The organism is Paraoerskovia sediminicola, assembly GCF_030296575.1.
In the GTDB taxonomy this organism is placed as follows: domain Bacteria; phylum Actinomycetota; class Actinomycetes; order Actinomycetales; family Cellulomonadaceae; genus Paraoerskovia; species Paraoerskovia sediminicola.
This window is the reverse complement of sequence record NZ_AP027729.1, coordinates 2317120-2334376: the sequence shown is the minus strand read 5'-3', so window position 1 is coordinate 2334376 and position 17257 is coordinate 2317120. Positions and strand designations below refer to the sequence as shown.

Genomic DNA, 17257 nt, shown 5'->3' with positions numbered 1-17257 from the left:
CGACGCCGCCCGGACCCGACCATGCCGGGGTCGAGGTGTCGACACGGATCCGCCCTCGCGCCGTGCCCGTCGGTCTGGGCTCCGTCCTCACTGCTGTCACGTCATCGGCAACGGCCCTACCGTGCCGAACATTCCCGGACCTCGGGCACCGTGGGGCCGGGGCGACCGTCCTGACGGCCGGCCTGGAGTGTCAGTGTCGTGCGGGATCGCTACCGTGTCCCCATGAGCACCACTGAAGCCCCCGAGACCGAGACCGGCTCCCGCTACCTCACGCTGCTGCGCGAGCAGGTGGGCCACGAGCTCGACGCCCACCAGCAGTACATCGCGATCGCCGTGTGGTTCGACGCGAACGACCTGCCGCGGCTCGCAGCGCACTTCTACCGGCAGTCGCTCGAGGAGCGCAACCACGCGATGATGATCGTCCAGTACATGCTCGACCGCGACATCCCGGTGCAGATCCCCGGGACGAGCGCCGTCGAGAACGACTTCTACGCCGTCGTCGAGCCGCTGCGCCTCGCCCTCGCCCAGGAGAAGCAGGTGACGGAGCAGATCGAGGCGATCTTCCGCGCCGCCCGCGAGGAGGGCGACGCCATGGGCGAGCAGTTCATGCTGTGGTTCCTCAAGGAGCAGGTCGAGGAGGTCGCGTCCGCGACCACGCTCCTGACCGTCGCCGAGCGTGCCGGCGACAACCTCTTCGACCTCGAGAACTTCGTCGCCCGCGAGACGATCGGTGACGGCGGAGACCATACCGATGCTCCCGAGACCGCCGGAGGTGCGCTGTGAAGCTGTTGAGGGGTCTCGCACGACCCATGCTCGCGTCCTGGTTCGTCTACGACGGCGTGCAGGCCGCGCTGCATCCCGAGGAGCACCTCGAGTCCGCCCGCCAGGGCGTCGCCCTGGTGGGGTCGGTGGTGGACGACGTCCCCGACCTCGACGACAAGAAGCTCGCCCTCGTCGTCAGGGCGCACGGAGTCGCGACCGCCGTGGCAGGGCTCTCGTTCGCCCTGAGCAAGGCGCCGCGCAGCTCCGCGCTCACGCTCGTCGCCCTCACGCTGCCGCTCGCGGTCGTCGACCAGCCCTTCACCGGCTCCAAGGCCGAGCGGCGCGAGCGCACGCCGAAGTTCGTCCGCCGGGTCGGCGCCGTCGGCGCCGCGCTGCTCGCCACCGGAGACCTCGAGGGACGCCCCGGAGTCGCCTGGCGGGTCGACAAGGCCCGCAAGGACCTCGAGCTCTCGAAGCGGGTGCACGACGCCGGGTCGAGCCTCGAGGACGCCGCGTCGGGCGCCGCCCGCAAGAGCCGGCACGCCGCCAAGGACGCCGCCCGTGCGATCAAGCTCGAGGCGCACGAGGCGAAGGACTCCGCCCGGCGCGCGGCACGGACCGCGCGGAAGGCCCTGCCGGACGTCCACTAGATTGACGGACATGCCCTCCACCGCCACCGAGCCCGCGCACGACGATCCACGACCTCCGGTCTGGGAGGCGCCGAGCGTCTCGCGGGCGGGCGGTGCCGGCTCGGTCCGCGGCGGGCTCGACGCGATCGTCGAGGTGCCGGGGTCCAAGTCCCTGACGAACCGGCTGCTCGTCCTCGCGGCGCTCGCCGACGGCCCGGGCGTGCTGCGGGGTGCGCTCCGCAGCCGCGACGCGGACCTGATGATCGCCGGGCTGCGGAGCATGGGCACCACGGTCACCGAGGGCGACGTCCCCAGCACGCTGCACGTGACGCCCGCGCCCGTCTCCGGCGGCGCGACCGTCGACTGCGGGCTCGCCGGGACGGTCATGCGGTTCCTCCCTCCGGTCGCTGCGCTCGCCTCAGGGCCCGTGCGGTTCGACGGCGACGCCGGGGCCCGCGTCCGACCGATGGGGCCCGTGCTCGACGGGCTGCGCTCCCTCGGGGTGCGGGTGGACGACGGCGCGCCACTCGGGGGCGAGCCGGGGCACCTGCCCTTCACCGTCGTCGGGCACGGCAGCGTGCGGGGCGGCGCCGTGGACGTGGACGCGTCGGCGTCGAGCCAGTTCGTCTCCGGCCTCCTGCTCGCGGCCGCACGGTTCGACCAGGGCCTCGTGCTCCGCCACACGGGACGCACCCTGCCGAGCCTCCCGCACATCGAGATGACCGTCGCCGTCCTGCGCGACGCGGGAGTCGCGGTGGACGACAGCCGCGACGCGATCTGGCAGGTCGCTCCCGGGCCGATCGCCGCCAGAGATCTCCAGGTCGAGCCCGACCTGTCGAACGCCGCGCCGTTCCTCGCGGCGGCGCTGATCGTCGGTGGCCGGGTCAGCGTGACCGGGTGGCCGACGAGCACCACGCAGCCGGGCGCGCTCCTGCCCGACCTCCTCACCCGCATGGGCGGCGCCGCCGAGCTCCGGGACGGCGTCCTGACCGTCACCGGCTCGGGCGAGATCCACGGCATCGACGTCGATCTGCGCGCCGCCGGCGAGCTCGCCCCGAACATCGCCGCCCTCGCCGCCCTCGCCGGCTCCCCCAGCCGGCTCCGCGGCATCGCCCACCTGCGGGGGCACGAGACCGACCGGCTCGCCGCGCTCGCGACCGAGATCACCCGGCTCGGCGGGCGCTGCGAGCAGACGTCCGACGGTCTGGTCATCACGCCGCGCCCGCTGCACGGCGCCGTGTTCCGCACGTACCACGACCACCGCATGGCGACGTCCGGCGCGATGCTCGGGCTCCGCGTCCCCGGCGTGCAGGTCGAGGACGTCGCCACCACCGCCAAGACCCTGCCCGGCTTCACCGGGCTCTGGGACCGGATGCTCGGCCTCCCCGGCACGACGGCCGGCACGACAGCCGGCACGACAACCGGCACAGCAGCCGGCACTGCGGCCGACCGGGATTCTTGCGGCGCCGCCGCGACCGTCGGCGCGCCGTGAGCCCACGACGCCCGCAGGACGAGTCCGACTTCCGGGACCGGCCCGGCAAGCGGGGCTCCCGTCCACGCACCAAGCGCCGACCGGACCACGAGGACGCCGTGACCGGGTTCGTCACCGCGGTCGACCGTGGGAGGTACACGCTCCTCGTCGGGGCGGGACCTGGAGCGACCGACGGGACACCCGGCACGCGATCCACCGACGGTCGCGAGGTGACGGAGGGCCCGCGCAGCGTCCTCGCGATGCGCGCCAGCGAGCTCCGCCGCGAACGCGTCGTCTGCGGCGACCTGGTCGACGTCGTCGGGGACGCGTCGGGGGCCGACGGGACCCTCGCGCGGATCGTCCGGATCCAGGACCGCCGGACCGTGCTGCGCCGCACGGCGGACGACACCGACCCCTACGAGCGGATCATCGTCGCCAACGCGGACCGCCTCGTCATCGTGACCGCCCTCGCCGAGCCCGAGCCACGGACCCGGATGATCGACCGGTGCGTCGTCGCGGCGTACGACGCGGGCATGGCAGTGACCCTGTGCCTGACCAAGGCCGACCTCGCGGACCCGACGCCCCTGCGCGAGCTCTACGAGCCGCTCGGCGTCGAGGTCGTCGTCACGGAGCGGCAGCCCGACGGCGCCGGGGTCGGTCCCCTCGGACCGCTGCAGGACACCCTCGCGGGTCGCCTCTCCGTCCTCGTCGGGCACTCGGGCGTCGGCAAGTCGACCCTGGTCAACGCACTCGTCCCGGACGCGGACCGAGCCACCGGCGTCGTCAACGACGTGACCGGGAGAGGCCGGCACACGTCCACGTCCGCCGTCGCGCTGGCGCTCCCGGACGGCGGGGGCTGGATCGTCGACACCCCGGGCGTGCGGTCCTTCGGTCTCGCGCACGTCGAGGTCGACGGCCTCCTCGCTGCCTTCGAGGACCTGGCCGAGGCGGCCACCGAGTGCCCTCGGGGATGCACCCACACCGCCGACGCCCCTGACTGCGCCCTCGACGCCTGGGTCGAGCAGGGTGAGGACCTCCCGCCGTCGGCGGGGACGCCGTCCCGTGCGTTCCGGTCCGTGCGTGTCGAGTCGTTCCGCCGCGTGCTGGGGGCCCGGACCGCTACGGTGTGACGCATGACCAGGTACGACGACGACCTCAGGCTCGCCCACACGATCGCCGACCAGGTCGACTCCCACACGCTCTCGCGGTTCAAGGCGCTCGACCTCGCGGTCTCGACGAAGCCTGACACCACGCCCGTCACCGACGCCGACACGGCGGCGGAGGAGATGATCCGGGCCACCCTGCACCACGCCCGCACCCGCGACGCGATCGTCGGCGAGGAGTTCGGGGAGACCGGCCACGGCAGCCGACGCTGGGTCGTCGACCCGATCGACGGGACCAAGAACTTCGTCCGCGGGGTACCGGTGTGGGCCACGCTGATCGGGCTGCTCGACGGCGACGAGGCCGTCGTCGGGCTCGTGTCCGCCCCCGCTCTCGGACGCCGGTGGTGGGCTGCGAAGGGCTCGGGCGCCTGGACCGGGAAGTCGCTCGCCGCCGCGAGCCGGATGCACGTCTCCGAGGTCGAGCAGCTCGCCGACGCCTCGTTCTCGTACTCCAGCCTCGGCGGCTGGGAGGAGCGCGGGCGCCTCGAGTCGCTCCTCGACCTCGGCCGCTCCGCCTGGCGTACCCGCGCCTACGGTGACTTCTGGTCCTACATGCTCGTCGCCGAGGGTGCGGTGGACATCGCGGCGGAACCGGAGCTCGCGCTGCACGACATGGCGGCGCTGGTCCCGATCGTCACCGAGGCCGGCGGACGCTTCACGTCCCTGAGCGGTGCGCCCGGACCGTTCGGTGGTGACGCGGTCGCGACGAACGGCCGACTCCACGAGACGGTGCTCGACCGGCTCGCAGCGCGGGACTGACGCGACTACCGGGCCGCGCGGGGCACCTCGGGGATCTCGGTCCAGTCGTACCAGAGCATCGACCGGTCGGTGACCCGCTCGATCGCGACATCCACGGCGTCCTGCTCGGCCTCCGGAGCCGACTCGGCCGCGCCGGGTTCTGTGTCGGCGCCGGCTCCGGTGCCGCCCGCGATCGACGCGTCCACCGCGCTCAGCACGGCCTCGATGTCGAGAGCCGCCTCGACCTCGTCCGCATGGACGCAGACGACCGTGGCCCCCGCCACCTCGCGGTTCACGTCCACCGCGCTCGGCGCGATCGCATCCGGCCCGTCGCCGGGGCCCGGCGCTGCCGACGACACGGCGTCGTCCGGCACCTCGACGGTGACCACGAGCCGCTGGCGCGGTGCCGTGCCACGGGCCACGACGAGCGCGAGCGAGTCGTCGGCCGCCTCGAGCGCCGCGACGAACTCCAGACCTTCGTCGTCCTCGTCCTCGTTCTCCGGCGCGCTCACGAGCCGCGGCGTCACGGCATGGGCGCGACGAGGGCCGAGGTCCCAGCGCGCCGACCTGCCGTCGACCTCCACGGTGTCGAGCTCGTCGAGGGTGGCCGGTACGTAAAGTCGCATGGGACCAGTCTGCCCGCTGCACGCCCGACGTGGGCGAGGCACGCTCAGGCGAGGGGCGCTGCCTGCCGACGGTCGTCGAGCAGGGACTCCCCCACGGAGCGCACCGCCTCGGTCAGCGCCACCAGATCACGGTGACCGGCAGAGCCGGGTCGCACCTCCCCGAGGGTCCTGCCCCCGAGCACGGCGGCGTCGAACGACGGCCGGTCCTCGTCGACGAGCACTGGCTCCTCCACCCCGGCGAAGCGTGCGAGGACGTCTCGGACGGCCCGCCGGGGGCCCGCACCCGCGACGCCCGCGCGCACCCGGTTGGCCACCACGACGCGAGGTGTCCGCCGACCCGTCCCGGCCTGCTCGGTCAGCTCGGTCAGCTCGGTCAGCTCGTCCAGGTCGCCGAGGGCACGGACGAGGCGCTGCAGCCCGATCGGGTCGCTGCTGCCCACCACGAGGTGCACGTCGGCGGATCGCAGCGCACCGAGCGTCGCCCCGTCCCGTTCGGGGGCGCCTCCGTCGAAGCCGGGCGACCCGTCGCGCTCGATCCCGAACCCGCAGTCGACCACGGTCCAGTCCGCGGTGCGGCGCGCCACCTCCCACACCTGGTCGAGGCCGGCGCCGGACACCTCGGACCAGCGGGACGCACGCGATATGCCCGTGAGGACCCGCACCCCCGGCAGGACCTCGGGCGCCAGCGCGCGCAGCCCGTCCGGCTCGAGCCGGCCGCGCCCCGCGGACCTGACGGCGGCCGCGATGCCGGGGGACTCGTCGAGCAGACCGAGGTGCTGGGCGACCGATCCGCCGTACGTGTCGGCGTCGACCAGGAGGACCGAGCGACCGGTGCCCACGCGGGCACGACCCGCGTCACCTGCAGCAGCAACCGGACCATCGGCAGGTCCCGCACCAGGGACGAGGCCTGATCCAGGGTCGGATCCGGCGGCGGACGCATCGTCCACCGCGCCGTGCCGCCGACGGGAGGCACGGCCCGTGCGAGCACGGCCGACGCCGCGGCGACCTGACCGACCGCGCCGCCGGGCCCGACCGCCGGCAGACCCGTCGTCGGTCCTGGCGAGCTCGGCCGCCACGTTCACCGCGATGGAGGTCCTGCCCGGCGCGCCCGTCGGACCCCACACCGCGACGACGACGCCGGCGACGTCGGGCGCACGGTCCGGACCGTCAGGACCCTCGCCCCGCCTGGCCGGACCGCCCGAGCCCGGTGGCCCGACGCCGTCCGGCACGACCGTGTCGCTACCGCGGACGTGCTCGACGGAACCGGGGAGCGTGGCCACCGCGTCGACGATCTCGGCGACGCTGATCTCCCCGGGAGAACGGTGTCGAAGCCGAGGGCGCGGGCGCGGCGCAGGTCGTGCTCTGAGCCGCCGACGGCGATGCTCCTCACGCCGCTCGCGGTCAGGGCCGCGAGCACGTCGCGATCCACCCCGTCGAGGTCCGCCGACACGAGCGCCAGGCCACCGAGCCCTGCGGCCGCGGCGGCCCGCAGCTCGATCACGTCGGCGCAGCGACGGGTGACCTCGACATCCGCAGCCGCCTCCGTGAGCCCGGCGACGACCTGAGACTCGATCGGGCCGCGCAGCGCGCACAGGACGCGGACGGGAGCCGGCACGGACGGTCGTGTCGTCGTGCCGCCGAGCCCTGTCATGCCCCGACCGCCGGGACGATCCGGACGGAACCCCGTCCCGCCGTCGCCGCGAGCACCCCGGGCAGCTCCTCGTCGGGGACGAGCACCTGCACGACGACGGTCGAGCCCACGACGAAGGAGCCGGACTCGTCCGCGATCTCGTCGACCACACCGCCGCGGACGAGGGCGACAGGAGCGTCCGGGGACCCGTGGTCCGCCACGGACGCCGCTGCCTCCTCGGGGACGAACCAGACGTCCACCGGCGCGCCCTCGGAGACCCTGTCCGACAGCGCCGCCCCGACCTCGAAGGCGACCGGGCTGACGGCGACACCCTCGGGCCGGCCGAGGGCGGCTGTCGGGACGATCTCCCCCGCGCCCACCGTGCGCACGACCACCGAGCCCTCGTCGAGGCCGTCCGCGACCTGCACATAGCGACCGAGGTCGGCGGGCGAGAGCCGGACCTCGGCCACGACGAGGTCGTCGGGCCCGACGACGTCCCCCGGCGTCAACACCGACCCTGCGGCGAAGACCGGGACGGTGCGGCCCGCGGAGGCGACGGCCCAGGACCCGATGACGACCGAGGCGGCGACGAGGACGAGCCCGACGAGAAGTCGCGGGTCGCGCCACGAGGGTCGCCGGACCCTCGGGACGACGGACTCGTGGGCGGTCGGGTTGGAACGCATGGTGCCCCCTGGCTCGGACGATCCGGATGCCCGCGCTGCTCCCGCGGACGAGTCATCTTCCCAACCTCGGGACGTGCGCGGTCGAGCCTGTGGACGACGCCGTCGGCAGGCGTAGACGTGCCACCATTGCGGTCATGCCTCAGCGATTCCTGACCCTCGCGGACGTCTCCGAGGAGCTCAACGTCTCCGCAGGGGCGGCCTACCAGCTGGTGCGCTCCGGCGAGCTGCCCGCCATCCAGGTGGGGCACCGCGGCCAGTGGCGCGTCGAGGCCGCCGCGCTCGAGACCTACATCCAGCATCTGTACGCCCAGACCCGCGAGCGGCTGGAGACGGCGAGCCGAGCAGGCTAGCGCGCGGCCGCCTCAGTCGACCTCGCTGACGCTGACGACCGACCCGAGCGACACGGTCGTCGCCGAGAAGCGTGCGGTCCGGTCCCCGGGCCGGCGACCTCGACGTCCACGTGGTCCGCCCCGACGGCGACCACCCGGCACGTCAGGTCGGACGTCGTCGACCGGATCCGCACCGTCTCGCGGGCCGCCGAGACCCTGCGCAGCACCGCGGTCAGCCCCGCCGCTCGTCGTGCCCGCACCGGCGCGGACCCCCGCGCCAACCCGTGCACGGCCGAGATCCACCGGGTCACCAGCAGGTGCGACCTCCCCCGCTCGACCACCAGGACCCAGTCGTCGGCGACATCGGCCACGGAGCCCTCGACCCGCCACGGTGACCCGGACCCTGACGGGTCGATCTCCACCTGGACGAGTCGGCCACGGCTCGCCTCGAACCGTGCGGCGAGAGTCACCGTCGCACGCTCCGCGCGCGTGAGCTCCGCGACGAGCCCGGCGCTCGCACGCGCCTCCTCGGCATCGAGCTGTGCCGTGAGGTCGTCGACCAGCCTGTCCCAACGCACCGCGGGAACATAGCGACGGCGGACGCGCTCCCCGTCCCGCCGTCCACATGCCAGACGCCCGTCTGGACAAAGAACCGACGGTCGGGTTTGATCGAACTCAGCAAAGCATGGCAAACAACATCAAACAGGCATAACAGTCACACAGATCGCAGGGGGCGAGATGACTGACGACATCGTGCTGCGCGCAAGCGCGCAACACCCAGGACGGACGCAGCAACCAGGAGGCCCGCGACGGCGCGGGCAGCTCCGCCGCATCGGACCGACGGCACAGCTCGTCGTGGTCGCCGGGGCCGCGTCGGTCATCACCACAGCGTTCGGCGCGCACGTCCTCGCGGTCGTGGGACGCCCGGTCCTGCAGGTCCAGGACCTCGTCGAGGCAGCACTGACCACGGTGGGGGCCATCGCGTCAGCGTGGTTCGCAGTCTCCGCGCTCGCCGCCCTGGTGTGCCTCCTCGCGCACGTCACCGGGCGGCGTTGGTCGACCGTCGAGAGGATCGTCGCTCGGCACGCACCCGTGCTGGTCAGGCGGGCCGCGCGAGCCGCGGCGGGCGCAGGCCTCGGGCTGAGCCTGAGCCTGGGCGGGACCGCCGCCCTCGCTGCTGAGCACGCACCGGAGCCGACGGTCTCGGTGAGCACGACCACGGCGTCCACCGCCGCGGACCCGCACGAACGGGCACGCACCGGCGCCGGCGCCACCGCCACGCACGCCTCGCTCGGGTGGCGCCCCACCGGCACCGATCACGCACCGGCCGCGACGGGGACCGAGGCTCTCGGCGCCACGAGATCCGCGACGGCGGACCCCACCGTCGGCGAACCGCACGCCACCGGGACGCGGGCCGGCTACGGCAGCAGCACCGACATGGAACCCACGGGAGCCGTCGCCGCATCACGCCGGTCGACGAACACGGTGGACCGCGGCGGACCGGAGCCGCACGTCGTCGTCCGCGGCGACACGCTCTGGTCGATCGCCGCTGCTCAGCTCCCCGACGACGCCACCGACGCCGACGTCGCCCGGGCGACCGCCTCGTGGCACTCGGCGAACCTGGACGTCATCGGCACGGACCCGGATCTCATCCTCCCGGGCCAGGTGCTCGCAGCACCTCGCTGAGAACCGGGCCGCCATACCGGCCCCGGCCACGGCCACGCACCCCGCCACCGATCACCTGCCGCAGATCGTCTACCGATCGCGCGGCCACGCAGGGCGGTCCCTCACCGACACGCCCGTCCTCCCACCCTCGCACCGTCCGACGTCCGCACAGCCGGCCGACCCGACGCGACCGCACCGACGCGGAGCGCCGACGGCCACGCCGTCGCGAGGTGTCGCGACCCCTCCCGACCTGGAGCACCCCATGCGCACCACTGCCCCGACCCGCATCTCCGCCTCGACCGGCGCCTCGCACCCGACCCCGACGCAGTCCTCGAGGGCGACCTCGACCCAGACCCAGAGCCCGACGGAGACCTCGACGCTCGAGAGCCTCAGCAGCATCTCGCCGACCCGCGGTCCGGTGCGCCAACGAGCGCTGCCGGCGGCGCACCCGGGCGGGGAGACGACGCCGCTGCGCACGCGCCCGACGCCGGCCGGGCCCCGGGGGTCGCGCCCCGCGTCGAGCCCTCTCGGCCCGCCTCCGCTGCTCGAGGCCGCTGACGTGCGGACCGGCGCGGCACGGGTCGCCCGGCGGCCGCTCGCCGCACCCGCGGCGGGCGGCACCGTCCTCACCGACCCCACCGCGACGTGCTGCGCCGTCGCCCGCACTGCGCTCGAGGTGCTCCGGGGCGAGCGTCCGGTGGGTCAGCTCGTCCGCTGGCTCTCTCCTGGGACGCTCGAGGTCCTCGGCCGGCGCGCTCGTCTCACGGCTGCGAGCGGCCCGGGCGTCCAGCACCGGCCCATCACGGTCCGCCGTGCACGGACCGTGCGGCTAGGTCCGGCCGCCGCCGAGTCCACGGTCGTCCTCGAGGACGGCGACCGCGTCCGCGCCGCCGCGCTGCGGGTCGAGGAGCACCGCGGGTCCTGGCGCGTGGTGGCGCTCGAGATCGGATGAACCACAGGCTCCCGGCGGCGCAGGGGCACGCCGGGAGCCTGTGGTTCGGGACGATCAGCGTCGTCCGAGGCTGAGCACGACTCGGGTGTCAGGCCTCGTTCTTCGCGTGGCAGACCTTGTACTTCTTGCCAGACCCGCACGGGCACTGCGCGTTCTTCGGCGTCCCGGGGAACGCGCGCCCGTCGCTCTCCGCGGACGACGCGACCCCGTGCAGGTCGCGTCGGGCACGCCGCGCGGCGTCACCGGAGGTGACGGCCTCGCCCGTACCGCTCTCGTCGGGGGCGGAGTAGGTCAGGGGCACCGCCTGGTCCGGCCCGTCGAGACCCTTGGCGACGAGGACGGGGGCAGTCTCCTGCCCACCGTCGCCCGCCTCGGTGTCGGCGCCGGACTCGGCCCCGGCACCCGTCTCGGCCTCAGCCTCAGCGCCGGTATCCGCTGCGCCGGCCTCCGCCTCGACCGACGCCGCCGGGCCGTCGACGACCGCGCCGTCTTCCTCCCCGCCGCCGACCTCGGCGTGAGCCGCCTCGGCGGCAGGAGCGGGTGCATCCGCGCCCCCGGCCGGGGCGCCGGCCGACGCACCGACCACCGGCGCGCTCCCGGCAGCACCCGCAGCGCGCGCCTTCGCGGCACCCGACGCGAGCGAGCGCCCCAGCGGTGACGCGGCCGCGGCCGCGGCCGACCCGGCGTCGACCGGCGCCTCCTGCACCTTGACCTCGAGGTTGAACAGGTACGCGACCGACTCCTCCTTGATGGCCTCGGTCATCGCGTTGAAGAGCTGGTAGCCCTCGCGCTGGTACTCCATCAGAGGGTCGCGCTGCGCCATCGCGCGCAGACCGATGCCCTCCTTGAGGTAGTCCATCTCGTACAGGTGCTCGCGCCACTTGCGGTCGAGGACCGAGAGCGTGACGCGGCGCTCGAGCTGACGCATGTTGTCGGACCCGAGGGACTCCTCGCGCTCGGCGTACGCCACGCGGGCGTCCGAGAGGATCTCGCGCAGCAGAAGCTCCCGGTCGAGGCCGTCGAGGTTCCCGGCCTGCTCCATCACCTCGTCGACCGTGATCGAGACGGGGTACACGGCCTTGAGCGCCGTCCAGAGCTCGTCGAGGTTCCAGTCCCCGTTCGCGGCCTGGGCCGCCGCGCCGTCGACGTACGCCGTGACGACGTCGGAGAGGAAGTGCTGGACCTGCTCGTGGAGGTCCTCCCCGTCGAGCACCCGGCGGCGCTCCGAGTAGATGACCTTGCGCTGGGACGAGAGCACCTCGTCGTACTTGAGGACGTTCTTGCGGATCTCGAAGTTGCGGGACTCGACCTGGCTCTGGGCGCTGGCGATGCCGCGGGTGACCATCTTCGACTCGAGCGGGACGTCGTCCGGGAACCCGGCGCGGTGCATCATCGACTCCGCGAGCCCCGAGTTGAACAGGCGCATGAGGTCGTCCTGCATCGACAGGTAGAAGCGGGACTCGCCCGGGTCGCCCTGACGGCCGGAGCGTCCACGGAGCTGGTTGTCGATGCGCCGGGACTCGTGGCGCTCGGTACCCAGCACGTAGAGCCCGCCGAGCTCGGTGACCTCCTCGTGCTCCGAGGCGACGGCCTCCTGCGCCGCGGCGAGGGCGTCGGGCCAGGCGGCCTCGTACTCCTCCGGGGTCTCCACCGGGGACAGGCCCTGCGCCTCGAGGTTCTCGACGGCCATGAACTCGGCGTTGCCGCCGAGCATGATGTCGGTACCGCGGCCGGCCATGTTCGTCGCGACGGTCACAGCCCCCTTGCGGCCGGCCTGAGCGACGATGTGCGCCTCGCGTGCGTGCTGCTTCGCGTTGAGCACGGCGTGCGGGACGCCCTGCTTCTTCAGCTTCGTGCTCAGCAGCTCGGACTTCTCGACGCTCGTGGTCCCGACGAGGACCGGCTGCCCCTCGGCGTGCCGCTCGACGATGTCGGCGACGACGGCGTCGAACTTGCCGTCCTCGTTCTTGTAGACGAGGTCCTTCTGGTCGATGCGCTGCATCGACCGGTTCGTCGGGATCGGGACGACGCCGAGACCGTAGGTGCCCTGGAACTCGGCGGCCTCCGTGTCGGCGGTACCGGTCATACCGCTGAGCTTGCCGTAGAGGCGGAAGTAGTTCTGCAGCGTGATCGTGGCGAGAGTCTGGTTCTCCGCCTTGATCTTCACGCCCTCCTTCGCCTCGATGGCCTGGTGCATGCCCTCGTTGTAGCGCCGCCCGGCGAGGATCCGGCCGGTGTGCTCGTCGACGATCATGACCTCGCCCTTGAGGACGACGTAGTCCTTGTCGCGGCGGAAGAGCTCCTTGGCCTTGATCGCGTTGTTGAGGAACCCGATGAGCGGCGTGTTCAGCGACTCGTAGAGGTTGTCGATGCCGAGGTAGTCCTCGATCTTCTCGATGCCCGGCTCGAGCACGCCGACGGTGCGCTTCTTCTCGTCGACCTCGTAGTCGGTGCCGGCCTCGAGGCGACGCACGACCTTCGCGAACTCGCCGTACCAGCGGTTCGTGTCCCCGGACGCGGGCCCGGAGATGATGAGCGGCGTCCGCGCCTCGTCGATGAGGATCGAGTCGACCTCGTCGATGATCGCGTAGTTGTGACCGCGCTGGACGAGGTCGTCCGTCGACCACGCCATGTTGTCGCGCAGGAAGTCGAAGCCGAACTCGTTGTTCGTCCCGTAGGTGATGTCCGCCGCGTACTGCTCGCGCCGCTCGGCAGGCGTCTGGCCCGAGACGATGCAGCCGGTCGTCATCCCGAGGAACCGGAACACGCGGCCCATCAGCTCGCTCTGGTACTTCGCGAGGTAGTCGTTGACGGTGATGACGTGCACGCCGTCCCCGGAGAGCGCGTTCAGGTAGGCCGGGAGCGTGGCCACGAGCGTCTTGCCCTCACCCGTGCGCATCTCCGCGATGTTGCCGAGGTGCAGCGCCGCGCCGCCCATGAGCTGCACGTCGAAGTGCCGCTGGCCCAGGGTGCGGCGTGCCGCCTCGCGCACGGCCGAGAAGGCCTCCGGGAGCAGCTTGTCCAGCGTCTCGCCCGCAGCGATGCGTGCCCGGAACCGCTCCGTCTCCTCCCTCAGCTCCTCGTCGGTCAGCTCGGTGAAGCTCGGCTCGAGCTCGTTGACCTGCTTGGCGAGGCCCGAGAGCTTCTTCAGGATCCGACCCTCGCCCAAGCGCAGGGCCTTCTCGAAGATGGAAGGCACGCAGTTCTCCCGTGTCGATCGCGCGCACGGCCGGCCGGCTGCGTGGCGGGTGGGCACCGCTCCCTCGCGGGTCGCCGATGTCACACCATCGACCATCGTAGGGCCGTCGGGCGACGAATCCCGCCGAACCGTCCCCTCGTTCGCTCTCCGGCGAACCTGCGTGCGCGGTGCCGGACGACGGAGCGACGTCAGGCGTAGACCTCGCCGACCGCGCGGCTCAGGTCGGGCGCCAGGCCGCCGCGCGGCCGGACGTCGATCGCGGACAGCCCGAGCCACCCTGCGAGCTCGGCGAGCTCGGCCGCGAGCGCCTGCGGCGTGGCCTCCCCGGTGTCCGGCTCGTCGTGGGCCGCGAGGACCCGCAGGACGCCGGCGGCCCGGTCGGCCTTGAGGTCCACGCGGGCAGAGATCCGGTCGCCCTCGAGGAACGGGAGCACGTAGTAGCCGTGCACGCGCTGGGGTGCGGGGACGTAGATCTCGATCCGGTAGCGCACGCCGAAGAGCTGTTCGAACCGTGTGCGCTCGAACACCAGCGGGTCGAACGGGCTGAGCAGGGTGCGCGCGTTCGCGATCCTCGGGAACGTCGCGTCCCGGTGGAGGTACGTCGGCGCGTCCCAGCCCCGCACCGTCACCGGGCGCAGCACTCCGCCCTCGACCAGCTCCGCGAGCGCCGTCGGGACGAGCGGGCCGCGGAGCCGGAAGTAGTCGCGGAAGCACCGCAGCGTCCCCACGCCGTGGGCTCGTGCTCCGATCTCCAGCAGGCCTCGCACGGCGTCCGCGTCGCCGACCGGCGCGAGGGCCTCGGCCGGCACGACCCGCTCCGCCAGGTCGTAGCAGCGCTCGAACGAGCCGTTGCGGCGCGCCGCGGCGACCTCCCCGACGTAGAAGAGGTGCTCGAGGGCGGTCTTGGCGAGCGACCAGTTCCAGCCCCAGTCCTTGTCGGCGGGCGCGTGCGCGGCGTCGTGCTCCGCGTCGAGGAGCGCGTGCAGCGCTGAGGCCGTCACGGGGCCGTGCTCGGCGACCAGCGACCGGACGTCCGCGACCACCCGAGGGTGCTCGACGGCGACCCGGCGGATCGACCCCCAGGCACCGTCGACCTGCGCCCGGCGCCAGGCGAGCAGCCGGTACACCTCGGGGCTGACGTACGACGCCTCGTGCCCCCAAGCCTCCAGGACCCGGCGGGGCGGCGTGCCCGAGGCCCGGTCGAGCAGGGCCGTGGGGTAGGGGCCGATCCGCGAGTACAGCGGCACGAGGTGAGCGCGGGCGAGGACGTTGACCGAGTCGATCTGGAGGACCCCGAGCGTGTCCACCACCCGCTGGAGGTCCCGCATCGTGGCCCGGTCACGTCCGTGGGCCCCCACCGGCCGGCGCCGGTGCAGCCCCTGGGCTGCGAGTGCGGTTCGGCGCGCCTGGGCGAGCGACATGGACTCCATCCGGACATCTTGCCCCGAGACCACAGGTCGCACCGGACGCACGCGACCCCGGCCGCCGCTGGGGCGACCGGGGTCGACGGGCTGCAGGGCGGACCTGCGGGTCAGGCCTGCGCAGGTGCGTCCTCGCGGGGTGCGGCGACGTGCTCGCACTCCGTGTCGATCGCGATGACGCCGTAGCTCCAGCCGCGGCGGCGGTAGGCGACGGACGGCCGCGACGTCTCGGAGTCGACGAAGAGGAAGAAGTCGTGACCGACCATCTCCATCTCGTACAGGGCGTCGTCGACGGTCATCGACGTGGCGCTGTGGAGCTTCTGCCGGATCACGACCGGCGAGTCACCGAGCTGGCTCTCCACCAGGTCTCCCGGGTTGCCGGGGTGCGTCGGCTCGGGCGGCGGCGCCGGCTTGTCACGCTCGGGGTCGTAGGGGCGGACGTCGACGGGCGGCTGGACGGTGTTCTTCCGGTGGTCCTTGCGGCGGTCGCGGGTGCGCCTCAGGCGCTCCTGCAGCTTCGCGGTCGCGAGGTCGAGCGCGCCGAAACGGTCGTCCGCGGCGGCCTCCGCTCGCACGACCGGGCCCTTGGCCCGGACGGTGAGCTCGACGCGCTCGCGGACCCCGGACAGCTTGGGGTTGTTCTCGTGGGTGATCTCCACGTCGATCCGCTGGGCGGTCGGCGCGAGGGACTCGAGCTTCGACAGCTTGTCCTCCACGTGACGACGGAACCGCTCCGGGATCTCGGTGTGCCTGCCGACGACGACGATCTCCATGTGAACCTCCGCTGCTCCTCGGAGCCCGGCATGGGCGGGCTCACCGAGGTAGGTGTGTGGGCGCTGGGCCCGTTGGTCCTTGCGCGGCACCGCGGGCCGGTGCCGGGTGCTGATCACCTCCCCGGCCGCGGAGCGCGACCCTCACAGATGTCGACGCACAACGCGCACGTCGCGGACTCGAGCACCGACGGTGGCGGTCGACTCCGACCACGTCACGCCGGCACCCTCAGGCTAGCCCTCCTGGGCGCTGCTCCACACCTCGACGCTCCTCGCGCAGGCTCTGCCGCAGACTCCGCTCACCCGCGGCCACCTCCCGGCGGGCCGTGCGCCGCCGGCGTCGCTGCGAGCACGATCGCCCCCAGGACCGACGCCCCCGCGCTCTGCAGCGCGTCGCTGCACGCGGCGAGCGTGGCCCCGGTGGTGAGGACGTCGTCGACCAGCAGGCACGCAGCCCCCGACAGCGCTCGCGGCGTCGGTGCCCGCGACGGCATCGCCCGTGACTGCATCGCCCTGACGACGAACGCGTCCCGGCGGTTGCCGCCACGCGCGCGAGCCCCCAGACCCGCCTGGTGACGCCGGGATCGCGCCGCGAGGACCGGGGCCACGAGCGAGGCCGCCCGGCTCCGTCCGTCGCCGGGCGCGAGCCCGTCCGCGACCGCGCGGGCGAGCTCCGTCGTCGGAGACCGGCCGCGGGACCTGCGGGCCCGGCTCCCGGACGGCACGGGCACCACGACGACCTCATCGAGGTCCCACGTATCCCTGACGAGGCGTGCCGCGTCGCGGACGACCTCTGCGAGGTCGCGCCCCACATCGGCCCGTCCACGGTCCTTCCAGGAGAGCACGACCTCGCGCACCCGCCCGCGGTAGTGGCTGCAGCGCCAGACAGGCAGCGGGACCGAACCGTCCATCCGGTCGAGCCGCGGTGCGGAGCCCTCGCACCTGACGGGCGGCCCGAAGCCGCGCCGGCACGACTCGCACAGGCGCGCGTCCCAGGCTCCGCAGCCGGCGCAGGAGACCGGGACGACGAGCCGCAGCGCAGCGGCGCAGTCCGCCAGGAACCGGCTCGTGACGCCGTCGCGTCCGGCTGCCGGGTCACGCCCGACTCCCGTCTCCCGCGCCATGCTTGCCGCGCCCGCGTCGCCCGCGTCGCTCGCCATGCCCGCCATGCCCGCCATGCCCGCCATGCCTCGAGGATGCCCGCGGACCACCGCCCGCG

16 protein-coding genes and 1 pseudogene are annotated in these 17257 nt (G+C 73.7%); 8 read left to right on the top strand and 9 right to left on the bottom strand.

What is annotated here, in order from left to right:
• The first annotated feature begins 222 nt into the window (after positions 1-222).
• Genes QUE47_RS10855 through hisN form a run of 5 tightly spaced genes read left to right on the top strand, consistent with a single transcriptional unit; the run spans position 223 to position 4784 of the window.
• Positions 223-783 carry a ferritin gene (locus QUE47_RS10855; protein ID WP_286217308.1) on the top strand — a complete coding sequence of 187 codons (561 nt, stop codon included), beginning with the start codon at positions 223-225 and terminating at the stop codon, positions 781-783.
• On the top strand, positions 780-1412 hold the full coding sequence (locus QUE47_RS10850) for a DoxX family protein (RefSeq protein ID WP_286217307.1): 633 nt from the start codon (positions 780-782) through the stop codon (positions 1410-1412). The genes QUE47_RS10855 and QUE47_RS10850 overlap by 4 nt, the downstream gene beginning before the upstream one ends.
• Before the next feature lie 10 nt (positions 1413-1422).
• Positions 1423-2883, top strand: coding sequence for a 3-phosphoshikimate 1-carboxyvinyltransferase (gene aroA, locus QUE47_RS10845; protein WP_434019678.1), 1461 nt, complete (start codon positions 1423-1425; stop codon positions 2881-2883).
• Positions 2880-3992: a ribosome small subunit-dependent GTPase A gene (gene rsgA / locus QUE47_RS10840; protein WP_286217305.1), complete on the top strand. Its 1113-nt coding sequence runs from the start codon at positions 2880-2882 to the stop codon at positions 3990-3992. Before aroA ends, rsgA begins: the two co-directional genes overlap by 4 nt.
• A 3-nt stretch (positions 3993-3995) precedes the next feature.
• Positions 3996-4784, top strand: a complete 789-nt coding sequence (gene hisN, locus QUE47_RS10835; protein ID WP_286217304.1) for a histidinol-phosphatase — start codon at positions 3996-3998, stop codon at positions 4782-4784.
• Positions 4785-4789: 5 nt separating this feature from the next.
• Here hisN and QUE47_RS10830 read toward each other — a convergent pair whose 3' ends face one another.
• The 3 genes from QUE47_RS10830 to QUE47_RS10820 all read right to left on the bottom strand — a co-directional run bounded on the left by QUE47_RS10830 (position 4790) and on the right by QUE47_RS10820 (position 7702).
• The gene (locus QUE47_RS10830; protein WP_286217303.1) at positions 4790-5389 is read right to left on the bottom strand and encodes a DUF6912 family protein; all 600 of its coding nucleotides are present in this window, start codon (positions 5387-5389) and stop codon (positions 4790-4792) included.
• Between the two features lie 44 nt (positions 5390-5433).
• Positions 5434-6228, bottom strand: a complete 795-nt coding sequence (locus QUE47_RS10825; protein WP_286217302.1) for a MinD/ParA family ATP-binding protein — start codon at positions 6226-6228, stop codon at positions 5434-5436.
• Between the two features lie 808 nt (positions 6229-7036).
• Complete coding sequence (locus QUE47_RS10820; RefSeq protein WP_286217301.1) at positions 7037-7702, bottom strand: hypothetical protein; 666 nt, start codon at positions 7700-7702, stop codon at positions 7037-7039.
• Between the two features lie 134 nt (positions 7703-7836).
• Between QUE47_RS10820 and QUE47_RS10815 the strand changes: the two genes are divergently transcribed.
• Positions 7837-8052, top strand: coding sequence for a helix-turn-helix domain-containing protein (locus QUE47_RS10815; protein ID WP_286217300.1), 216 nt, complete (start codon positions 7837-7839; stop codon positions 8050-8052).
• On the opposite strand, the gene QUE47_RS10810 is transcribed toward QUE47_RS10815, so the two are convergent.
• A complete protein-coding gene (locus tag QUE47_RS10810; RefSeq protein ID WP_286217299.1) occupies positions 8049-8609 on the bottom strand; it encodes a hypothetical protein in 561 nt (186 codons plus the stop codon). The genes QUE47_RS10815 and QUE47_RS10810 overlap by 4 nt on opposite strands.
• A gap of 160 nt (positions 8610-8769) precedes the next feature.
• On the opposite strand from QUE47_RS10810, the gene QUE47_RS10805 reads away from it, so the two are divergent.
• Together QUE47_RS10805 and QUE47_RS10800 are read left to right on the top strand one after the other, a co-directional pair.
• Entirely contained in the window at positions 8770-9717 is a 948-nt protein-coding gene (locus QUE47_RS10805; RefSeq protein ID WP_286217298.1) for a LysM peptidoglycan-binding domain-containing protein, read from the top strand.
• A 241-nt stretch (positions 9718-9958) separates the two neighbouring features.
• Positions 9959-10648: an Rv3235 family protein gene (locus QUE47_RS10800; protein ID WP_286217297.1), complete on the top strand. Its 690-nt coding sequence runs from the start codon at positions 9959-9961 to the stop codon at positions 10646-10648.
• Positions 10649-10736: 88 nt separating this feature from the next.
• Here QUE47_RS10800 and QUE47_RS17250 read toward each other — a convergent pair whose 3' ends face one another.
• The 5 genes and pseudogenes from QUE47_RS17250 to QUE47_RS10780 form a co-directional block, all read right to left on the bottom strand.
• A complete protein-coding gene (locus tag QUE47_RS17250) occupies positions 10737-10949 on the bottom strand; it encodes an SEC-C metal-binding domain-containing protein (protein ID WP_434019766.1) in 213 nt (70 codons plus the stop codon).
• A gap of 401 nt (positions 10950-11350) precedes the next feature.
• Positions 11351-13847, bottom strand: a pseudogene (gene secA, locus QUE47_RS10795) (preprotein translocase subunit SecA); the annotation flags it as partial.
• A gap of 188 nt (positions 13848-14035) precedes the next feature.
• Positions 14036-15277, bottom strand: coding sequence for a winged helix-turn-helix domain-containing protein (locus QUE47_RS10790; protein ID WP_286217295.1), 1242 nt, complete (start codon positions 15275-15277; stop codon positions 14036-14038).
• Positions 15278-15378: 101 nt separating this feature from the next.
• Complete coding sequence (gene hpf, locus QUE47_RS10785; RefSeq protein WP_286217294.1) at positions 15379-16041, bottom strand: ribosome hibernation-promoting factor, HPF/YfiA family; 663 nt, start codon at positions 16039-16041, stop codon at positions 15379-15381.
• A gap of 296 nt (positions 16042-16337) precedes the next feature.
• The gene (locus tag QUE47_RS10780; protein ID WP_286217293.1) at positions 16338-17225 is read right to left on the bottom strand and encodes a ComF family protein; all 888 of its coding nucleotides are present in this window, start codon (positions 17223-17225) and stop codon (positions 16338-16340) included.
• Positions 17226-17257: the final 32 nt, after the last annotated feature.

Coding starts and splice junctions, on each gene's coding strand:
- QUE47_RS10790 (WP_286217295.1), bottom strand. CDS start 15,277: ATGGAGTCCATGTCGCTCGCCCAGGCGCGCCGAACCGCACTCGCAGCC.
- QUE47_RS10800 (WP_286217297.1), top strand. CDS start 9,959: ATGCGCACCACTGCCCCGACCCGCATCTCCGCCTCGACCGGCGCCTCG.
- hisN (WP_286217304.1), top strand. CDS start 3,996: ATGACCAGGTACGACGACGACCTCAGGCTCGCCCACACGATCGCCGAC.
- QUE47_RS10780 (WP_286217293.1), bottom strand. CDS start 17,225: ATGGCGGGCATGGCGGGCATGGCGGGCATGGCGAGCGACGCGGGCGAC.
- aroA (WP_434019678.1), top strand. CDS start 1,423: ATGCCCTCCACCGCCACCGAGCCCGCGCACGACGATCCACGACCTCCG.
- QUE47_RS10805 (WP_286217298.1), top strand. CDS start 8,770: ATGACTGACGACATCGTGCTGCGCGCAAGCGCGCAACACCCAGGACGG.
- QUE47_RS10820 (WP_286217301.1), bottom strand. CDS start 7,702: ATGCGTTCCAACCCGACCGCCCACGAGTCCGTCGTCCCGAGGGTCCGG.
- QUE47_RS10855 (WP_286217308.1), top strand. CDS start 223: ATGAGCACCACTGAAGCCCCCGAGACCGAGACCGGCTCCCGCTACCTC.
- QUE47_RS10830 (WP_286217303.1), bottom strand. CDS start 5,389: ATGCGACTTTACGTACCGGCCACCCTCGACGAGCTCGACACCGTGGAG.
- hpf (WP_286217294.1), bottom strand. CDS start 16,041: ATGGAGATCGTCGTCGTCGGCAGGCACACCGAGATCCCGGAGCGGTTC.
- QUE47_RS10815 (WP_286217300.1), top strand. CDS start 7,837: ATGCCTCAGCGATTCCTGACCCTCGCGGACGTCTCCGAGGAGCTCAAC.